Origin of the sequence: Candidatus Poriferisodalis sp. (assembly GCF_965215815.1) — a bacterium.
GTDB lineage: Bacteria > Actinomycetota > Acidimicrobiia > Acidimicrobiales > Poriferisodalaceae > Poriferisodalis.
In genome coordinates this window covers 1856219-1875681 of sequence record NZ_CBDCEO010000013.1, presented here as the reverse complement: position 1 = coordinate 1875681, position 19463 = coordinate 1856219, and the positions used below count along the sequence as shown (strand labels likewise).

Genomic DNA, 19463 nt, shown 5'->3' with positions numbered 1-19463 from the left:
ATCACGCTAGGCTTCGACCAAGTGACTGCAAGCGCTTGCAACATGGACAGGCTCATCATCTTGCAGCCCTTCAGGGAGGAACACGTATGAAAGACCACAACACTCGGCCGACCCGGCGCCGCGCAGCTCGGCTCTGGGCGATCGCGCTGGCATTCGGGCTCATTGCGGCGGCCTGCGGCAGCGATGACGACGGCGGCGACGACGTTGCCGCCGCAACCACTGCCGCGCCTGCGGCCACGACAGCCGCTCCGACGACCACCGAAGCGGACCCGCTCGCGGGCACCAAGGTGACGGTCTATGGCCCCGAGTCGAGCGATGAAGAGGCCGGTGCCATGCAGGACGCGCTCGACGTCTTCGCAGACGAGAGCGGCATCGAGATCGTCTATACCGGCGCTCGTGACTTCTCCGACCAGATCAACGCTCAGGCAGCCGGCGGAAACCCGCCGGACATCGCGGTCTTCCCGCAGCCCGGCAAGGTCGGCGACTTCGCAGCTGAGAGCTACATCCTGGCTGTACCCGACGACGTCAAGTCCGCCGTCGCCGCACAGTGGCCTGCGGGCTCGCTGGACACCGTCACATTCGGCGGCACCCTCTACGGTGTCCCCAACAAGACCGACCTGAAGTCGATCGTCTGGTACAACACGGCGATCTTCGAAAGCGGCGGCTACTCGGTGCCTGAGTCGTTCCTGGAGATCGGCGCCCTGTCGTTCCAGATGATCGCCGACGGCGTCACGCCGTGGTGCGTCGGCATCGAGTCCGGTCCCGCTACCGGCTGGGCCTTCACCGACTGGATGGAAGACCTCGTGCTGCGCATCACGGACGAGAACGTCTACGACCAGTGGGTCGCCGGCGAAGTCGGATTCGCCGACCCGCGCATCGTGGGAGTCGCTGAGACCGTGCTCGAACTGTGGAATGCACCAGGAGCGGTATACGCCGCTGGCGGTTCGATCGCTGCGACGCCATTCGGCGACAACGGCGAACCGCTGGTTGCCGGTGACTGCGCCATGCACCGTCAGGCATCGTTCTTCGCGGCATTCCTGCCTGAAGGCACCAGCATTGGCCCGGGCCAGGAAGTGGACGTGTTCTACTTCCCAGCTGTAGCGGCCAAGGGCAACCGTCCAGTGCTCACCGCAGGCACCTACGTCTCGGCCTTCCGCGACGCACCTGAGGTGTGGGCCGTCATGGAATTCCTGGGCAGCGCTGAATACGCCGAGGCCCGCCAAGCTGCACAGTCTGCACGCAAGGGCGGCGGCCAATCTGGCTTCCTGTCGGCGAACACTCAGCAGGACCTGAGCGTCTACAACGACCTCGAAAGGTCGTTCGTGCAGATCCTGCAGACCGCCAGCCCGGCCCGGTTCGACGGCTCCGACCTCATGCCGGCAGCCGTTGGCGCAGGCACCTTCTGGTCAGAGGGCACCAGCGCAGTCAACGGTGACAAGACAGTCGCCGAGGCTTTCGCTGCCATCGACGATTCCTGGCCCCGATAGTCATTGCTGACACATGACGGTTTGCTCGCTCCGGCGGGCGAACCCGAGCGCACCGGCAACAACAACCAAACAACGGACCGGAGGCCGGCCCGCACCAGCGGGTCGGCCTCTGCCGTTGACAGCGGCGGCTAGCGCCTCGACGGCCATGGCCCGGCAGTCTGAGCGGGCGCACCAGCACCACACGCGCCTGTAAGACTGCGCCGATGGGCGCGCTTGGGAATGCGCTGGCGAGCGTTGTCATCGCCGTCGGAGCGAGCGCAGCGCTGTTCGTCGGAGCGAGCTGGCTGTTCGACCTCGCCGTCGATCGCTGGCGCAGATTCCTCACCGTTTCTGGCGCGCTCATTGGCGTCGTTGTGGGCGCGGTGCTCGCCGGTAATCACGTGTTCGGCGGGTTGCCGTTGCTGTCGGCCGAGGCGTCCACAACATTTTGGCTATGGGCCGCGGTGAGAAGCGCGATTTGGCAGTGGGCCGTTGTAGGTGCCGTAGTCGGCGGTGCTGCAGGTGCCCTGATCGGCTCGCTTGGTGCGCCATCGCGCGCCAGCCGAGAACGCCTCACCGAGCGCGGGCGCATCTTCACATTCCTGGGTCCAGCGGTGCTGTTTGTGGCCCTCGGACTGGTGATCCCGCTGATCCGAACTATCTACTTGTCGGTATTCGACGAACGCTCGGTCGAATGGGTCGGCCTGTCCAACTACGGCGAGATCCTGACCAACGAGAAGAGCATCGATCTGAGCGGCTGGGCCGACATCTTCACCAGCCGCTTGTTCTTCGCCGCCGTTGTGTTGGTAGCAGCCGGCCTGCTGATCGGCATGATCGCCGGACGCCGTCGGGGCAGGGTGCTCGAACCGTTGCCATCCGTGATCGGCCCGATTGGTATCGGGCTTTTCGTGCTCTCGTTCGCCGTGCTCTCGACGTTGCGCGGCACGGTGATGAACAACCTGTGGTGGGTGGTCGTGGTCACCGTGCTCTCGACCGGACTTGGCCTCGCCGCGGCTGTGCTGGCCGACCGGGTCCGGTGGGAGTCGGTAGCGAAGAGCCTCATATTCCTGCCGATGGCCATCTCGTTTGTCGGCGCGGGCATCATCTGGCGTTTCATGTACATCGCGCGGCCGCCGCAGAAGCCCCAGACCGGGGTGCTGAACGCCATCTGGTCCGGCTTAGGCAGCTTGCGCCCGCGCACGACGGGGTCATGGGTGGCGGTTGCGCTCCTCGGCGCTGTCACGCTGGCGCTGGCGGGTCTGTGCGCATTCGGCTCGCGGCGGCGGCAGGTCGGCCTCGCCGTCGGCGCCGCCGTGAGCGCCGTGCCGCTGCTGTGGCTGATTTACCGCTTCTTGGGCCCAGGCGTGGGTGGTTCAGTGCCAGGTCCCAACGGCGAGCACATGGCCGGAACCATTCTCTTCCTGCAGGAAGCGCCGTTTAACAACGTCTGGCTCATGGTGGTGCTCGTGTGGATCCAGACCGGGTTCGCCATGGTCATCCTGTCCGCCGCCATCAAGGCTGTGCCCACCGAGATGCTTGAAGCTGCTCGGGTGGACGGTGCCACCGAACGACAGACCTTCTGGCACGTGACGATGCCGACCATCGTGCCCACCATCACCGTCGTCGCTACCACGCTCATCGTGCTGGTCATGAAGGTGTACGACATCGTGAAGGTGATGACGGCAGGTAACTTCGGCACCCAAGTCATTGCAAACGAGATGTGGCAGCGCGCCTTCACCGAGCTGAACTTCGGGCTCGGCTCCGCCCTGGCGGTGGTGCTGTTCTTGGCGGTCGTGCCTGCGATGGCCTTCAACATCCGACGCATGCAGCGAGCAGACGCATGAGCATCGCAACCGCGGACCACAGCACCGGGCCGGTGGACCGCGCCGGCAAGCTCGTCTACGGAACGCTGCGCCGCATCCCATCGTGGCTGCTGTTTGTGCTCGTCATCGCGTGGAGCGTCCCCGCCGGCAGCCTGCTGCTGAACTCGTTCCGCACCCGTGACGCGCAGCGAGGGAGCGGATGGTGGGTGTCGTTCACCGAGGGCGGCTGGACGTTCGCCAACTACACCGAAGTGCTGAGCACCGATCAGACAGGCGGGCTCTCGCGGGCCTTGGTGAACTCGTTCGCAATCGCTATTCCGGCCACGGTGATCCCGGTGGCGATCGCAGCGATGGCGGCCTATGCGTTCGCGTGGATCCCCTTCAAGGGCCGCGAGTGGCTCTTCATCGGCTTCGTCTCGCTCCTGGCGCTGCCGAACCAAGTCGCGCTGCTTCCGCTGCTGCAGCTGTACGCGGGCGGCGCGCACTGGTCCGTTCCAGGTACGGAGTTCACGCTCACCTTGCTGCCCGATCTCGATCTTGCCGGCACTGCTGCGGCCGTCTGGCTCACCCACACCGCGTTCGCCATGCCATTCGCCGTGTTCCTGCTGCACAACTACATCTCGTCGCTGCCGGGAGAGCTGTTCGAAGCAGCGCGTATCGACGGCGCCGGACACGTCACGATCTTCTGGCGCTTGGTGGTGCCGCTGTCGGTGCCGGCGCTGGCGGCGTTCACGATCTTCCAGTTCCTGTGGACCTGGAACGACTACCTGGTGGCCATCACAATGATCGGAGCGAACGGCGAAGCGTGGCCCGCCACCATTCGGATCGCTTCGCTGGCGGGCGAATTCGGGCTTCGGGAGCATGTGCTTTCTGCCGGCGCGTTCATCCAAGCGGGCGTGCCGTTGCTCGTGTTCTTCGGCCTGCAGCGGTTCTTCGTGCGAGGTCTGCTGGCGGGCTCGGTCAAATCCTGAGCTGCGCCACGGCTCTCCAACAACGCAACAAGAGTTCGGCGCACGCCGTCGGGATCGTCCCGGCAGACTGCGCCCCGACCCGACCGACGACAGAGCCGAGGAATCCAAGATGAACTCCGATGCACGAGCGGGGCTTGTGCGGACGACGCCGAGACGCCTCGGGCCAGACGGACCTGACGTCGGACCGCTCGCGCTGGGACTGTGGCGGTTCACCAGCAGCGATATCGGCGCCAATGGGGCGTTCGTCGAAGCCGGTCTGGACCTGGGCATAAACCTCGTGGATCTCGCCGATGTCTATGGCATGGACTGGGGCGGCACTGGCTTCGGTGCGTGCGAAGCCAATCTCGGCGCCGTGCTCGACGCCCGACCCGAGCTGCGGGAGCGGATGGTCCTCGCCACCAAGGGGGGCATCGTGCCGCCGCTCCCCTACGACTCCGGCGCAGCGGCACTGCAGGAGGCGTGCGACGCCTCGCTGCAGCGCCTGCGAACCGACCGGATCGACCTCTACCAAATCCACCGGCCCGACATGTTCACGCACCCCGCCGAACTTGCCGACACGCTGGACGGGCTGATCGCAAGCGGCAGGGTGGGCGCAGTCGGCGTGTCGAACTACACGCCAGCGCAGACTCGTGCCCTCGCGGCCCACCTTGACCATCCGCTCGTCTCGACCCAGCCCGAGTTCTCGGCGGCCTGCCTCGATCCGATGCGCGACGGCACGCTCGACCTCTGCTCCGAGACAGGGATCGTGCCGCTGGCATGGAGCCCGCTGGCAGGCGGGCGACTCATGCGACAGAGCCCGCTGGCAGGCGGGCGACTCGTTTCCGAGGGTGAGGGTGTGCGGCCGGAGCTGCTCGAAACGCTCGACCGACTCGCAGAGCGCGAGGGCGTCAACCGCGCCGCGGTGTGCGTGGCCTTCGTGTTGGCTCATCCGACTGCACCGGTCGCCATCGTGGGAACGCAGAAGCCCGAGCGGCTTGTGTCTTTGCAGGCTGCGCTGGGTGTGCACCTCGACCGCAACGATGTCTACGACGTGATCGAAGCCTCCGAGGGACAACCGCTGCCGTGAGCGGCGGCGCCGCCCCCAGCGATCGGCCGATGCGTTTCGGCATCATCGGCACTGGCATGATGGGCATCGAGCACATCGCCAACCTGGTCGCGCTGGACGGCGCCGAGGTGGCTGCGTTCTGCGACAACTGGGGTCCGTCGCTCGAAGGGGCGCAGCATTTGCTGGCAGCCAACGGGCTCGACCCGGTGCCCTGCTTCGGGGACCACAGCGAGCTGCTCGATGCAGGCCTCTGCGACGCCATAGTGATCGCCACCCCCAACCATCTCCACACCGACATCGTCTTGGACGTTGCATCAGCCGGCGTGCCGCAGCTCATCGAAAAGCCGTTGGCCACCACCCTCGACGAGTGTCGCCGCATCATCGAAGGACTCGATGCACTCGGGACCGCTTCGCCGCTCGCTTGGGTTGGTCTGGAGTATCGCTACATGGCGCCGGTAGCAGCGCTCATCGAGCAGGCACATGCTGGGACGGTGGGCACGATCCGCATGGTCTCCATCCGTGAGCACCGGTTCCCCTTCCAGCCCAAGGTGCGCGACTGGAACCGCTTCAATCGCAACACCGGCGGGACGCTGGTCGAGAAGTGCTGCCACTTCTTCGACCTCATGCGCTTCATCGTGGGCTGCCAGCCGGTCCGTGTCATGGCGTCGGGCGCACAGGATCTCAACCATCTCGACGAGCGCTACGACGGCGAGACCCCTGACATCTTCGACAACGCCTTCGTCATCGTCGACTTCGAATCGGGGTCCCGAGCACTGCTGGACCTGTGCATGTTCGCCGATGCGACACACAACCAAGAGGAACTGTCGGTGGTGGGCGACGACGGGAAGCTCGAAGCGCTGATCCCCGAATCGGTCCTGCGCATCGGGGTGCGCGAACGCGACTGGATTGGCGACGTGTCCGAGCACCCAATCGCCTCCCAAGCGCCCATAGTCGGGCACCACCACGGCTCGTCGTTCATCGAGCTGGAGCGCTTCCGCGACGCCGTCATCGGTGACAAGCCGGCCGAGTGCACGCTGAACGACGGGTTGTGGTCAGTTGCCATCGGCCACGCAGCTCATCTCTCGATCGACGAGGGCCGGCCGGTCCACATGAACGAACTGCTCAAGCCGGAAGAATTGGGCCGGTGAACACAGCAGCGGAGCTCGCGGAGATGCATCCATGAACACAGCGCCGGAGATTGCGTGGTTCTCGGCGCTCTGCGACGACGACTACGAGTTTCTGGGCGTGCCGGATCCCGCCTTGGCCAGTTCATGGGAGCACTGCGCCGACATCGTCCAGGCAGCCGAACGCAACGGCTTCGACAACGTGTTGCTGCCCTCGGGCTATGCACTCGGCATCGATGCCACCGCTTTTGCCGCTGGCATCGCGACGCGGACCGAGCGCATCAACCTGCTCCTGGCTGTCCGCATGGGCGAGCTGTGGCCGCCCCAGCTGGCCCGCCAACTCGCCACCATCGACCAGATGTCCAGCGGCCGGCTGACCATCAACATCATCTCCAGCGACCTGCCCGGCGCACCGCTGCCATCAGCGCCTCGCTACCAGCGCACCCGCGAGTACATGACGGTGCTGCGCACCCTGCTCGACGGTCAGCCGGTCGACTTCGACGGCGAGTTCGTCTCGGTCCAGCTCGATCCGCCTCGTGCCGGCACGGTGAGCGGACGCTGCCCGCCGTTCTATTTCGGCGGCTTCTCTGACGACGCCAAGCACACCGCTGCAGTCGCAGCGGACGTCTTCCTGACCTGGCCCGACACGGTGGCGGGCGTCGCCCAGACGGTCAACGAGATGCGCGACCGAGCAGCAGCGATCGGGCGCGAGTTGCAGTTCGGCTTGAGATCACACGTGATCGTGCGCCCCTCTACCGCCGAGGCAGTCGACGCCACCAGACGACTGGTGAGCCAGCTCGACGACGACACGGGGGCGACGATCCGGTCACGGGCACTCGACTCCGCCTCGGTCGGGGTGCAGCGGCAGGCACAGCTGCGCGAAAGCGCCGACCGCGAGGGCTTCGCAGAAGAGGGACTCTGGACAGGCATCGGGCGGGCCCGCAGCGGAGCCGGCGCTGCCATCGTCGGCGACCCCGACCAGGTCGCTGCGAAGCTCGGCGCGTACTCCGATGTCGGCATCGACGCCTTTATCTTGTCCGGCTATCCGCACATCGCCGAGTGCGACCGCTTCGGCCGTCTCGTCCTCGAAACGATGCCCCACCGCAAGCTCTGGCAGCCCTAGATCCGTACTTGGGCCGGTTGCGCGCCCCGAGAGCCCCGAGCCGAACAGGTTGGCGGGAATGTCAGCCGCGGATGGCCAGCTCGGTCTGCGGGTCGAAGAAGTGCAGGTTCTCGGTGTTGACGCTGAGCTCGACTGTGGTGCCGGGGCGCGCGCTGCTTCGCGGGCTCACTCGTGCGATCACCATCCGGTCGTCGATGCCTTCGAGCGTGTCTGGATCCCCTGCCTCAACCGAAGGCGCATCGAGCGGGAAGTGCAGCAGCAAGTCCGAACCGAGTGCTTCGGTGAGCGACACGACCGCACTCAGGCGAGAACGTCCGTCATCGCCCCCCACGGATGCGTCTTCGATGGCCTCGGGCCGGATGCCCACCACGATCTCTGCGCCGTCGTAACCCCGCAGCGTGGGGTGTGTGTCGAACACTGGCTCAGCGAGGCTCAGCACCTGTGACCCCAGCTGCAGCTGCCAGCCGTCGTTTCCGCTCGACAGGCGCGCCATGCGCAGGTTCATAGCCGGCGCGCCGATGAAGCCGGCAACGAACAAGTTGTCGGGTTGCTCGTAGAGATCTGTCGGAGCCGCGACCTGCTGGAGCAGTCCGTCCCGCAGGACTGCCACGCGGTCCCCCATGGTCATCGCCTCGACCTGGTCGTGGGTGACGTAGATGGTGGTGGCACCGAGCCGATGCTGGAGTCCGGTGATCTCGGCTCGCATCTGCACGCGCAGCTTGGCGTCGAGGTTCGACAACGGCTCGTCCATCAGGAACACGGCGGGATCGCGCACGATCGCCCGACCCATAGCGACACGCTGGCGCTGACCGCCGGACAGCTGCGCCGGCTTGCTGGCCAGCAGCGGCTCGAGTTCGAGCAGGCGCGCCGCTTCGAGAACTTTCGCTTCCGCCTCTTGCTTCGGTACACCGGCCAGCTTCAGCGGAAAGCCGATATTGCGTGCCACGTCCAGGTGCGGATACAGCGCGTAGCTCTGGAAGACCATCGCGATGTTGCGGTCTTTGGGCTCGACATCATTCATCCGCTGCCCGTCGATCTGAAGCTCGCCGTCGCTGATCTCTTCGAGACCGGCAACCATCCGCAAAGCCGTCGACTTGCCGCAGCCCGATGGGCCCACAAGAACGAGAAACTCGCCGTCAGCGATGCCGATGTCCAGTTCGCTGACAGCGACAAACCCGTTGGGGTACTTCTTCGTCAGCTGATCCAACGTGACGGTTGCCATGGGACCCCGCGATCATGCGCACACGCGCCAATAGCCGAGGCTAGTTCGCACCGCCGACACCGGTGACGGTGACGGTGCCGCCCGTGGCAGAATTCGCGACATGAACGCTCACGATCAAGCTGCGGAAGCGACCGAACCCTTCGAGGCCGATCCGCTCGCCGAGCGAGCCCGCCTGCTCACCGATCTGGCCCGTGCCTACCGCCTCTTCGGCGTGCTGCGCTGGGGCGAGCTGGGCGACGGGCACATCACCTGCCGTGACCCGGTGCGGGCCGATCACATGTGGCTGCTGCGCTACGGAGTGACCTTCGAACGGGCCACTGTCGACGATCTGGTGCTCGTCGGGCCCGATGGCACCGCCGTCGACCAGCACGGGCGCACAGCACCGATCAACAACAGCGCCTACCACATCCACCACCCCATCCACGAGGCACGGCCCGACATCGGCGCCGTCGCCCATACACATACCCAGTGGGGCACGCCGTTCTCGGCCGAACGCCGAATGATCGAACCGATCAACCAGGAAGCAACCTGCTTCGTCGACGACCACGTGCTCTTCGACGACGAAGAGGTGCAGATCCTGTCGACTGACGGCGGCAAGCGCATCGCCGCTGCCCTTGGCGACTGCCGAACGGCGATCCTGGCCAATCACGGCCTGCTGACAGTCGGATCGAGCCCGGCTGACGCCGTCGGCTGGTTCGTGCTGGCCGAACGGGTGGCCGAAGTGCAGATGAAGGCCCGCGAGGCCATCCCGATCTCAGTCGAAGAGGCGCGCATCGCCCAGGAGGATCTGACGCGAGGTGACTTCGGCTGGAACCTGTTCGGCTGGGCCACCCGCCGCCACCTGGCTCACGAGTTCGCCTAATCCATCCGGGCTGATCGAGCGGCGACCGAGCAATGACCCAACCTGACGCGTCCGATGGCGCCCGCGACAGTCGCCTGGGCCCGTCCCAGCGCGCCGCCTGGCTCGACGAACTCGGTGGCGGCCGCGTCGATGTCATCGTCATCGGCGGAGGTGTCACCGGTGCCGGCTGCGCTCTCGACCTCGCGCTGCGGGGCCGCAGCGTGGCGCTGCTCGAGCAACGCGACCTGGCGTCGGGCACCTCGAGCCGTTCGTCGAAGCTGATCCACGGGGGGCTGCGGTACCTGCAGCGCCTCGAATTCGGCCTGGTCTTCGAATCGCTGACCGAGCGTCGGCTGCTGCTGGGCAGGCTTGCGCCCCATTTGGTGCGGCCGGTGGAGTTCCTCTATCCGATACGGCGGGGCTGGCGAGAGCGCCTGCGCACTGGGGCGGGTATCGCGCTCTACAGCGCGATGGCCGGACATAAGCAACACAGCATCGGAACCCACCGACACCTCGGCGCCCGCCGCATGCAACGACTCGCACCAGCACTCGACCCGGAAGTCGTGCGCGGGGGGATCACCTACTGGGACGGTCAGGCCGATGACGCTCGGCTCGTGGTTGCCATCGCTCGCACCGCTGCAGAACATGGGGCACGCATCCTCACCTCGACCCGCGTCCAGGAACTGCTCGTCACCGACGGCGCAGTGCGGGGCGTGATCGCACACTGCGGCGAGACCGGCCGCACCTTCAAGCTCGAGGCTGACGCCGTCATCAATGCCACCCGTGTGTGGACCAGCCAGATCGAGCAGCTCGCCGAGCGCGACTCGACCGAGGCGACAACACCCCGGACTCCCATCCGCGCATCGAAAGGCATCCACCTGCTCGTCCCCGCAGAACGAATCGATCTCAACTGTGGGCTCATCGTGCCGACTCCGCCCAGCGTCCTGTTCGTGGTTCCGTGGGGAAACCGCTGGATCATCGGCACCACCGACACCGACTGGGATCTCGACAACGCACACCCCGCAGCGAGCAGTGCCGACATCGAGATGCTGTTGGAGCGGGTCAACAGCGTGCTAACCGACTCGATCACCCGCGACGACATCTGCGGCGTCTATGCCGGCCTGCGACCACTGGTCGCGGGCAACACCCCTTCGGAAACCGAGCTGTCAGCCAAGCTGAGCCGCGAGCACGTGATCACCCGGGTTGCTCCGGGGCTGGTCTCGGTGGCCGGCGGCAAGTACACGACCTACCGGGTCATGGCAGCCGACACAGTCGAGCTGGCACTGGCCGAGGTCGAGGCGGCCCATGGCCGAAGGCCGCCGAGGCTCCCCCATCGTCGGCGCGACGCTTCCGCGCGCCGATCCAAGACGACGATCACACCGCTCGTTGGCGCCGAGGGCTATGAAGAGCGCCGTCTACGCCAGGACGAGATCGCCGCCCGTGCGGGCTTGAGCCGCGCCACCGTTGTTCACCTGCTGGACCGCCACGGCGACCAGGTTGACGAGGTACTCAAGTTGGTCGCCACCCAAGGCGATTTGGGTGAGCCGTTGGCCCCCGCGATCATGCGCACACGCGCCAATAGCCGAGGCTAGTTCGCACCGCCGACACCGGTGACGGTGACGGTGCCGCCCGTGGCAGAATTCGCGACATGAACGCTCACGATCAAGCTGCGGAAGCGACCGAACCCTTCGAGGCCGATCCGCTCGCCGAGCGAGCCCGCCTGCTCACCGATCTGGCCCGTGCCTACCGCCTCTTCGGCGTGCTGCGCTGGGGCGAGCTGGGCGACGGGCACATCACCTGCCGTGACCCGGTGCGGGCCGATCACATGTGGCTGCTGCGCTACGGAGTGACCTTCGAACGGGCCACTGTCGACGATCTGGTGCTCGTCGGGCCCGATGGCACCGCCGTCGACCAGCACGGGCGCACAGCACCGATCAACAACAGCGCCTACCACATCCACCACCCCATCCACGAGGCACGGCCCGACATCGGCGCCGTCGCCCATACACATACCCAGTGGGGCACGCCGTTCTCGGCCGAACGCCGAATGATCGAACCGATCAACCAGGAAGCAACCTGCTTCGTCGACGACCACGTGCTCTTCGACGACGAAGAGGTGCAGATCCTGTCGACTGACGGCGAGCGCATCGCATCTGTCCTTGGCGACTGCCGAACGGCGATCCTGGCCAATCACGGCCTGCTGACAGTCGGATCGAGCCCGGCTGACGCCGTCGGCTGGTTCGTGCTGGCCGAACGGGTGGCCGAAGTGCAGATGAAGGCCCGCGAGGCCATCCCGATCTCAGTCGAAGAGGCGCGCATCGCCCAGGAGGATCTGACGCGAGGTGACTTCGGCTGGAACCTGTTCGGCTGGGCCACCCGCCGCCACCTGGCTCACGAATTTGCCTAGTCGATCCGGGCTGACCGAGCAGTGACCCAACCTGACGCGTCCGACGGCGCCCACGACAGCCGTCTGGGTCCGTCCCAGCGTGCCGCATGGCTCGACGAGCTCAGCGGTGGCCGCGTCGACGTCATCGTTATCGGCGGGGGAGTCACCGGCGCCGGCTGCGCTCTCGACCTCGCGCTGCGTGGCCGCAGCGTGGCGCTGCTCGAACAACGCGATCTCGCGTCTGGCACTTCGAGCCGTTCGTCAAAGCTGATCCACGGGGGCCTGCGTTACCTGCAACGACTCGAATTCGGCCTCGTCAAAGAATCGCTGGCTGAGCGTCGGCTGCTGCTGGGCAGGCTGGCGCCCCACTTGGTCCGGCCGGTTCAGTTCCTGTACCCGATACGGCGGGGCTGGCGAGAGCGCCTGCGCACTGGGGCGGGTATCGCGCTCTACAGCGCGATGGCCGGACATAAGCAACACAGCATCGGAACCCACCGACACCTCGGCGCCCGCCGCATGCAACGACTCGCACCAGCACTCGACCCGGAAGTCGTGCGCGGGGGGATCACCTACTGGGACGGTCAGGCCGATGACGCTCGGCTCGTGGTTGCGATCGCCCGCACCGCTGCGGCACATGGAGCTCGCATCCTCACCTCGACCCGCGTCCAGGAACTGCTCGTCACCGACGGAGCAGTGCGGGGCGTGATTGCACACTGCGGCGAGACCGGGCGCACGTTCAAGCTGGAGGCCGACGCCGTCATCAACGCCACCGGCGTATGGACCAGCCAGATCGAGCAGCTCGCCGAGCGCGACTCGACGGACGCCGCAGCGCCCCGGACTCGCATCCGGGCATCGAAGGGCATCCACCTGGTGGTCCCCGCAGAACGGATCGATCTCGACTGCGGGCTCATCGTGCCGACACCCCCCAGCGTCCTGTTCGTGGTTCCGTGGGGCAACCGCTGGATCATCGGCACCACCGACAGCGACTGGGACCTCGACAACGCCCATCCCGCTGCGAGCAGCGCCGACATCGAGATGCTGTTGGAGCGTGTCAACAGCGTGCTTGCCGACCCACTCACCCGCGACGACATCTGCGGCGTCTATGCCGGCCTGCGGCCGCTGGTGGCTGGCGACAGCCCTTCGGTAAACGAGATGTCAGCCAAGCTGAGCCGCGAGCACGTCGTCACGCGGGTCGCACCGGGACTGATCTCGGTGGCCGGCGGCAAGTACACGACGTACCGGGTCATGGCGGCGGATACGGTCGAACTCGCGCTCGCGGAGGTCGAGGCGGCCCATGGCCGAAGGCCGCCAAAGCTCCCCCATCGTCGGCGCGACGCCGCCGCGCACCGATCCAAGACAACGATCACGCCACTCGTGGGCGCCAAGGGCTATGAGGAGCGCCGTCGGCGCCACGACGAGATTGCCGCCCGTGCGGGCTTGAGCCGCGCCACCCTCGTTCACCTGCTGAACCGTCACGGCGACCAGATCGACGAGGTGCTCAAGTTGGTCGCCACCCGAGGCGACCTGGGTGAGCCGCTGGCCCCCGGACACCTCTACCTGCGTGCCGAAGTGACCCACGCCGTTCGCAGTGAGGGCGCCCTGCACCTCGACGACGTGCTGACCCGGCGTACCCGGCTGTCAGTTGAGTCGTGGGACCGCGGTGTCGACGTAGCTCAGGACACAGCCGAATTGATGGGCGCCGAACTCGGCTGGTCGCCTGAGGCGATCGAGCGCGAGGTCTGGCACTACCAGGCGCGGGTCGAGGCCGAACGCGAGAGCCAGAACCGGCCCGATGACCAGACCGCCGACGCTGCCCGCCTTGGAGCACCCGACATCCGCCGTTGAGTGCCGGTACGACAATGAGCCGCTCGTCCACTTAGATTGGCGCGATGGTCGTTGACTACGAAACACAAGGCCGGATTGCGATCTTCACGCTGAACCGGCCCGAAGCCCGAAATGCAATCAGCCACGAGGTATCTTCCGCCATGGAGGCTCATCTCGACGCCTTCGAGGCCGACCCCGACGTGTGGGTTGGGATCCTGGCCGGAACAGGCACCGTGTTCAGCGCCGGCGCCGACCTGAAGTCGGTGGCCGCCAAGAAGCCCATCGAGACCGAAAAGGGCGGCTTTGCCGGGCTCGCTCGCTATCCCCGTACCAAGCCGCTCATCGCAGCGGTGGACGGGGCAGCCCTGGCCGGGGGCCTGGAGATCGTGCTGTCGTGCGATTTGGTGGTCGCGTCGCCCCGAGCCCGTTTCGGCATTCCCGAGGTCAAGCGATCGCTGGTGGCCGCTGCCGGCGGCCTGTTCCGGCTGCCACAGGTGGTGGGCCGCAATGTGACGCTGGAACTGGCGATGACGGGCGACCCGATCTCGTCCGAACGGGCCTTTCAGCTCGGGCTCGTCAACGAGATGGCTGACGAGGGTGAGGTTGTCCCAGCCGCCATCGCATTGGCGGAGCGCATCATCGCAAATGCTCCGAAGGCGGTGCGAGAGAGCCGCGCCGTGGTGCTCGAGAGCCATGCGCGCTCGGAGGATGAAGGCTGGGAGATCACCAGGGATCACTTCCGCAACATCCTGGGCACCGAGGATTTCCTCGAGGGGCCAAAGGCCTTCGTTGAGAAGCGCGATCCTGTGTGGACCGGTCGCTGAGGCAGACTCACCACTGATCCGCTCGGATCAGCCCTCAGCCCGGAGCCTCACAGGAGCACTCTCATGGCATACACCGCGCCGACTGATTCATTCCGGTTCGATGAGTTCCGCGCCGCGGTAGCTGGCAAACGTGTGCTGATCACCGGAGCCGGCAAGGACGGCGGCATCGGCCAGGCATTTGCGCTCAGCACGGGGCTCAACGGCGCCGAGTCGGTCGGCGTGCACTTCCATCGCAGCTACGAAGACGGCTTCGACCTCGTCGCCCAGCTCAGCGACGAGGGTGTCCACGCCTTTCCCGTGCAGGCCGATGTTACGAACCTGCGCGACCTGTGGGCAATTCGCAGCTACGTCATCGACCAGATGGGCGGACTGCCACCGAATCTGATCATCTGCAATTCGGGCCTCACCGAGACGGGCTACAACCTGGGTCGCACGCTGCGGCAGGTGGAGGGCGAATCCTCGTCGCTTCGACGGGCCCGCGTGCGCCAACACTTCATTGACAACCTTGAGCAATCGCGGCTGGTGCTCGACACCAAGGTCGACGGATTCCTGGCCTCGACGCACTTGTGGGCAGGCGAGGCGGTGTACGCCGACGAGCCGGCCCAGATCGTCTACGTGTCCTCCCGCCAGGCGGTCGACCCGGGTCCGGCGGTGCCCGGCTACGCGCTGAGCAACTGGGCCGTGCTGCAGCTGCCGAAAGTGCTGAAGGTGAATCTGGGACGCAGCGCCGACCTGGTGAGCTGCTTCACCCTGCTGCTGCCGTTCGTGCGCACCGGAATGACCAACTCCTACGCCGGCAACGAGCGGGTCTATGGGCGCTGGCAGCCCCGGATGCTGGAACCGTGCGAGATGGCCGAGGCGTTCATGGCGCTTCTGGCCCGGCCGATCAACGAGACCGACGGCGGAATGTTCGAGTTGATGGTGAACGCCGTTGAAGGCACCGGCGACGCTGAAGATGCCGGCCCGGCAGCGGTGGAGCTGGTCTGGCACCAGCTGTCACTAAACCTCGACGAGCAGCCAGTCGTCTGGAGCGCGGAGGATCCGCTGCGGTTCGCGTGAGCTACTCGACCGAGAACCCGATTCCATCCGGTTAGCACGCTCCACACAGATCGTTAGGTATCCTTTACATCAAACGGAAACAGTGGCTATAGTGCGACGCCATGTCCACGACGTCTCGTTCTGTATCTCTCCCGTCGTCACCGTGCCGCTCAGCCAGGCGCCATCTCGGCTGGGCTGCGATAGCCATCGCGGTCGCAACCATCGCGACTGCTTGCGGGTCGGCGCGCACGCTCGAGGGACCGGCTGCTGCGATATACGACGGTGATTGCCAAGACACAAACGGCCGGAAGCTCACCCTGTATTCGGGCCGCACCGAGAACCTCATCGGGCCAGTGCTCGACGCTTTCGCATGCGAGAGCGGCATCGAGGTGGCCGTTCGATGGGGTGCCTCGACCGACTTGGCACTGCTGCTCGCCGAGGAAGGAGACCGCACCCCCGCCGATGTGTTCCTGTCGCGCTCACCCGGCCCGGTGGGATTCCTCGAGGGCAAGGGCTTGCTCTCGTCCATCGATCGAGACGTCCTCAGTCTCGTCAGCGAGGACAACAGTTCAGACGAGGGAACGTGGGTGGGATTCACCGGCCGCAAACGAGTGCTCGTCTACAACGTCGACGAGGTGCCCGACGACGAGCTGCCCGATTCTGTCTTCGACCTCACCGATGAGCGCTACCGCGGCCGGGTGGCGATCCCCGCCACCAACGGCTCGTTCGTGGACTGGTTCACCGTGTTCCGCAACCAGCACGGCACTGAGGTGGCCACGCAGTGGCTTGACGACATGGTCGCCAATGACGCCCGCTACTACCCGAACAACCGGTCCATCGTGGAGGCCGCCGGCCGCGGCGAAATCGACATGGGCCTCGTGAACCACTACTACCAGTACCAAGTGGCCGAAGCGTCCGGTGAGGACCACAGGGCTGCGAACTGGGACTTCACCGGCGACGACATCGGCTCGCTGCTGATCATCACCGCTGCAACCGTGACCGCCGCCAGCGACAACGCCGAAGCCGCACACGAGTTCATCGCCTACCTGTTGAGCGGGCCCTCGCAGCGCTACTTCAGCAGCGAGACGCTCGAGTACCCGCTTGCGGCGGGGGTCGCTCCCGCTGAGGTCCTGCCGCCGTTGGGTGGTCCCGAGATCGGGAGCATCAACTTCGACTCGCTCGGCGAGGGTTTCGCCCGCTCGACGGAGATCATCGAGGCGAGCGGCATCCTGAACGAGTGACGACCGGCCTGAGCGGCGAAATGACCCCAGCAGCCCGGCGGGGGCGCAGCAGCGCACCGCCGGCGCTGCGCGTCGCCGGCGTGGTGCTGGCGTTCTTGTTCGCCTTCCCCGGCGTGTACCTAGTGTTCCGGGCGCTGCGTGACGGCACGGGTCCCGAGGGTCTGCTGTGGAGTGCTCGCACCCTGGGCCCGATGTGGCGCACGCTCCGGCTCGCCATCTCCGTGTCTGCGAGCGCGCTGGTGCTCGGCACGGGTCTGGCGTGGCTTGCCATGCGCACCGATCTCCCCCTGCGCCGGTTGTGGCGCGTGCTGCTGCCGCTGCCGCTCGTCTACCCGACCTTCGTGGGTGCCGCCGCGTTCATCCGCACGCTGAATCCCGGCGGCCTCGCGAACGACGTGCTCGCACGCATCGGCATCGCTTCGGTGCCCGAGTTGCGGGGGTTCTTCGGGGCCTGGCTGGTACTGCTGCTGATGACCTACCCCTACGTGTACCTGCCAGTCGCGGCCCGGCTGCGACAGCTTCCCGGGAGTCTCGAGGAGAGCGCCAGACTGCTCGGAGACAGCGCGTTCGCCGTGTTCCGACGCATCTGCCTTCCCCACGCCGGCACGGCAATCGGTGCGGGGACGCTGCTGGTGTTCCTGTACACGCTGAGTGACTTCGGTGCGGTGCAGCTGATGCGATACGACACGCTGACCCGCGCCATCGCCACCAACTATCTGGCAAATCCGCCGGTGGCGCTGGCGCTCAGCCTCATGCTGCTCATGCTCGCCGCGGTGGTGGTGCTGGCTGAGCGTTGGTTCTCCCGCCGCATGCCCGACGGGACACGCTCGGGCTCGCAACGGCCCCTCGACTATCACTTGGGGCGCTGGCGGCCCGTCGCCCTGGCAACGGTGGCAATCACCGTCTTCGCCAGCGTGGGCGCACCCTTTATCGCCTTGGTGGACTGGGCCCAGCGGGGCGTGCTGCGCTCGATCACCGGCGACCGGGCGCTCGCTGTCGACTACGCGAGCATCGCTGACGCCACCTTCAACACGGTCTGGGTGAGTGTCGTGGCCGCAGTGGTGTCAGTTGCCGCGGTCTTGCCGATCGCGATGCTGGTAGGGCGTCACCGCTCGCGGACCGGATCGCTCGCTCACGCAATCGTCATCAGCACGTTCGCGCTGCCCGGCCTGCTCATCGCCCTGTCGATGCGCTTCTGGACACTGCGGACCGACCTGGTGCTGGAACTGCTCGGCGACTCGACGGTGCTGCTGATCTTCGCTTACGTCGTTCGCTTCGGGTCGCTGGCGATGGGTGTGAGCGTGATCGCAGTGCGCAGCGTGCCCGATCGCCTGCACGACTCGGCCCGGTTGCTCGGCGCCGGACCGGTGCGCCGCTTCTTCTCCGTGGACCTGCCGGTCATGGGTCCCGCATTGGGGGCGGGTGCTGGCCTGGTGCTGTTGTCGGTGATGAAGGAGCTGCCGATCAGCCTGCTGGTCTCACCGCTGGGCTTCTCGACGCTGACCACCCGAATCTTCGGCTCGTTCGAGGACGCTTTCATCGCCGAAGCTGGTCTGATGGGCGTGATCCTGGTGGTGTTGTCCTTCGCCCTGACGTGGTTCCTGGTAGTCCGCCGGCAAGAACACACCTGACGCTCTCGCAAGCGCCATCGGCCTGTGCGTTGGCTAGCGGTGGTCGACCATCACGTGCTCTTTGGCCAGGAACATCACCGAACGGGAGAAGTCGATGAAGTTGGCCTCGTCCTCGTAGGCCCGACGAGACGCGGCCCGGTTCTCGGGGATGGCGTTGCCCATCGCGCTGCGGTCCATCCATACCTCGGCGTGACCGGTGTAGGGCTCGACAGTTGAGTCCCGTGAACGGTTGATGGCGGTGGTGAAGGAATGCTCGTCGGCGTGCACCTGCTGGTAGCGCAGGATGCCCGACGACTGGGCTTGACGCCGGATCACCGGCCCGTGGTGGGTGCGCCAGTACCACTGCGCTTCTTCGATACTGAACGCTGGCAGGTGACGGAGGGCGAAGTAGAGCTTGACGAGGCTGGAGCGGTCGGTGGCAACGATGTTCTCCGGCGTCGGATTCACCTGCGGGTACTCGTAGCAGTAGTAGGCCGACGAGCGCTTGATGTCCGCGAAGTTGAGTTCGTCTTCGCGCAACAGCCGGTCGAACTCGCGACCGGCGTCGGTCGTCATGGCCTCGAGCATCGACTCACGCGACGCCCACCAGACCTCTGCCACACCGTCGTAGGGCTCTTCCATTTCGCCCCGCCGGCCCGGCAGGCGGCTGTGGTCGTCGTCGGTGGTGTGCACCTGGACGTAGCGCAGCATCTTCGCCACCGCTGCATGGCTGGCCACCAGCGGGCCATGCACGTTGAGCCAGTAGTCCTGCATCTCGGCCCGGCTCATGCCTTCTTTGCGCCGCAGCAAGAACGTGAGTCGCAGCATCGTTCGCCTCCTTGGAGAATTGAGCCAGCCTCGCTTCGCGGCGAGGCTAGTTCCAGCCGGGTTGGGGGGACCAAGACCCAAGAGTCGACCAACAGCC

At 66.4% G+C, this 19463-nt stretch carries 16 protein-coding genes; 14 read left to right on the top strand and 2 right to left on the bottom strand.

Translation table 11 applies throughout. The features are described 5' to 3' along the window. Nucleotides 1–86 precede the first annotated feature (86 nt). The 6 genes from ACOOHB_RS18365 to ACOOHB_RS18340 all read left to right on the top strand — a co-directional run bounded on the left by ACOOHB_RS18365 (nt 87) and on the right by ACOOHB_RS18340 (nt 7552). Nucleotides 87–1487, top strand: a complete 1401-nt coding sequence (locus ACOOHB_RS18365) for an ABC transporter substrate-binding protein (RefSeq protein ID WP_420446236.1) — start codon at nt 87–89, stop codon at nt 1485–1487. 203 nt (nt 1488–1690) lie between these two features. Beyond that, nucleotides 1691–3310: a carbohydrate ABC transporter permease gene (locus ACOOHB_RS18360; protein ID WP_420446235.1), complete on the top strand. Its 1620-nt coding sequence runs from the start codon at nt 1691–1693 to the stop codon at nt 3308–3310. Beyond that, complete coding sequence (locus tag ACOOHB_RS18355) at nt 3307–4260, top strand: carbohydrate ABC transporter permease (protein ID WP_420446234.1); 954 nt, start codon at nt 3307–3309, stop codon at nt 4258–4260. Before ACOOHB_RS18360 ends, ACOOHB_RS18355 begins: the two co-directional genes overlap by 4 nt. Before the next feature lie 109 nt (nt 4261–4369). Continuing rightward, nucleotides 4370–5326 carry an aldo/keto reductase gene (locus tag ACOOHB_RS18350; RefSeq protein WP_420446233.1) on the top strand — a complete coding sequence of 319 codons (957 nt, stop codon included), beginning with the start codon at nt 4370–4372 and terminating at the stop codon, nt 5324–5326. After that, on the top strand, nt 5323–6453 hold the full coding sequence (locus ACOOHB_RS18345; RefSeq protein ID WP_420446232.1) for a Gfo/Idh/MocA family protein: 1131 nt from the start codon (nt 5323–5325) through the stop codon (nt 6451–6453). Before ACOOHB_RS18350 ends, ACOOHB_RS18345 begins: the two co-directional genes overlap by 4 nt. A 31-nt stretch (nt 6454–6484) precedes the next feature. Then, nucleotides 6485–7552, top strand: a complete 1068-nt coding sequence (locus ACOOHB_RS18340; protein WP_420446231.1) for an LLM class flavin-dependent oxidoreductase — start codon at nt 6485–6487, stop codon at nt 7550–7552. A gap of 61 nt (nt 7553–7613) precedes the next feature. Here ACOOHB_RS18340 and ACOOHB_RS18335 read toward each other — a convergent pair whose 3' ends face one another. Further along, the gene (locus ACOOHB_RS18335) at nt 7614–8774 is read right to left on the bottom strand and encodes an ABC transporter ATP-binding protein (RefSeq protein ID WP_420446230.1); all 1161 of its coding nucleotides are present in this window, start codon (nt 8772–8774) and stop codon (nt 7614–7616) included. A 100-nt stretch (nt 8775–8874) separates the two neighbouring features. On the opposite strand from ACOOHB_RS18335, the gene ACOOHB_RS18330 reads away from it, so the two are divergent. The 8 genes from ACOOHB_RS18330 to ACOOHB_RS18295 all read left to right on the top strand — a co-directional run bounded on the left by ACOOHB_RS18330 (nt 8875) and on the right by ACOOHB_RS18295 (nt 18559). After that, entirely contained in the window at nt 8875–9636 is a 762-nt protein-coding gene (locus tag ACOOHB_RS18330) for a class II aldolase/adducin family protein (RefSeq protein WP_420446229.1), read from the top strand. A gap of 32 nt (nt 9637–9668) precedes the next feature. After that, entirely contained in the window at nt 9669–11207 is a 1539-nt protein-coding gene (locus ACOOHB_RS18325) for an FAD-dependent oxidoreductase (protein WP_420446228.1), read from the top strand. Between the two features lie 56 nt (nt 11208–11263). Beyond that, nucleotides 11264–12022 (top strand): class II aldolase/adducin family protein, encoded by a 759-nt coding sequence (locus ACOOHB_RS18320; protein ID WP_420446227.1) that lies wholly within the window; start codon nt 11264–11266, stop codon nt 12020–12022. A gap of 21 nt (nt 12023–12043) precedes the next feature. Continuing rightward, on the top strand, nt 12044–13846 hold the full coding sequence (locus ACOOHB_RS18315; protein ID WP_420446226.1) for an FAD-dependent oxidoreductase: 1803 nt from the start codon (nt 12044–12046) through the stop codon (nt 13844–13846). Between the two features lie 44 nt (nt 13847–13890). Next, complete coding sequence (locus ACOOHB_RS18310) at nt 13891–14649, top strand: crotonase/enoyl-CoA hydratase family protein (RefSeq protein WP_420446225.1); 759 nt, start codon at nt 13891–13893, stop codon at nt 14647–14649. 63 nt (nt 14650–14712) lie between these two features. Beyond that, nucleotides 14713–15708 carry an SDR family NAD(P)-dependent oxidoreductase gene (locus ACOOHB_RS18305; protein WP_420446224.1) on the top strand — a complete coding sequence of 332 codons (996 nt, stop codon included), beginning with the start codon at nt 14713–14715 and terminating at the stop codon, nt 15706–15708. Between the two features lie 101 nt (nt 15709–15809). After that, nucleotides 15810–16928, top strand: a complete 1119-nt coding sequence (locus ACOOHB_RS18300) for an extracellular solute-binding protein (protein WP_420446223.1) — start codon at nt 15810–15812, stop codon at nt 16926–16928. Then, nucleotides 16925–18559, top strand: a complete 1635-nt coding sequence (locus tag ACOOHB_RS18295) for an ABC transporter permease (protein WP_420446222.1) — start codon at nt 16925–16927, stop codon at nt 18557–18559. The genes ACOOHB_RS18300 and ACOOHB_RS18295 overlap by 4 nt, the downstream gene beginning before the upstream one ends. A 33-nt stretch (nt 18560–18592) precedes the next feature. Here ACOOHB_RS18295 and ACOOHB_RS18290 read toward each other — a convergent pair whose 3' ends face one another. Beyond that, nucleotides 18593–19366 carry an EthD domain-containing protein gene (locus ACOOHB_RS18290; protein WP_420446221.1) on the bottom strand — a complete coding sequence of 258 codons (774 nt, stop codon included), beginning with the start codon at nt 19364–19366 and terminating at the stop codon, nt 18593–18595. Nucleotides 19367–19463 lie beyond the last annotated feature (97 nt).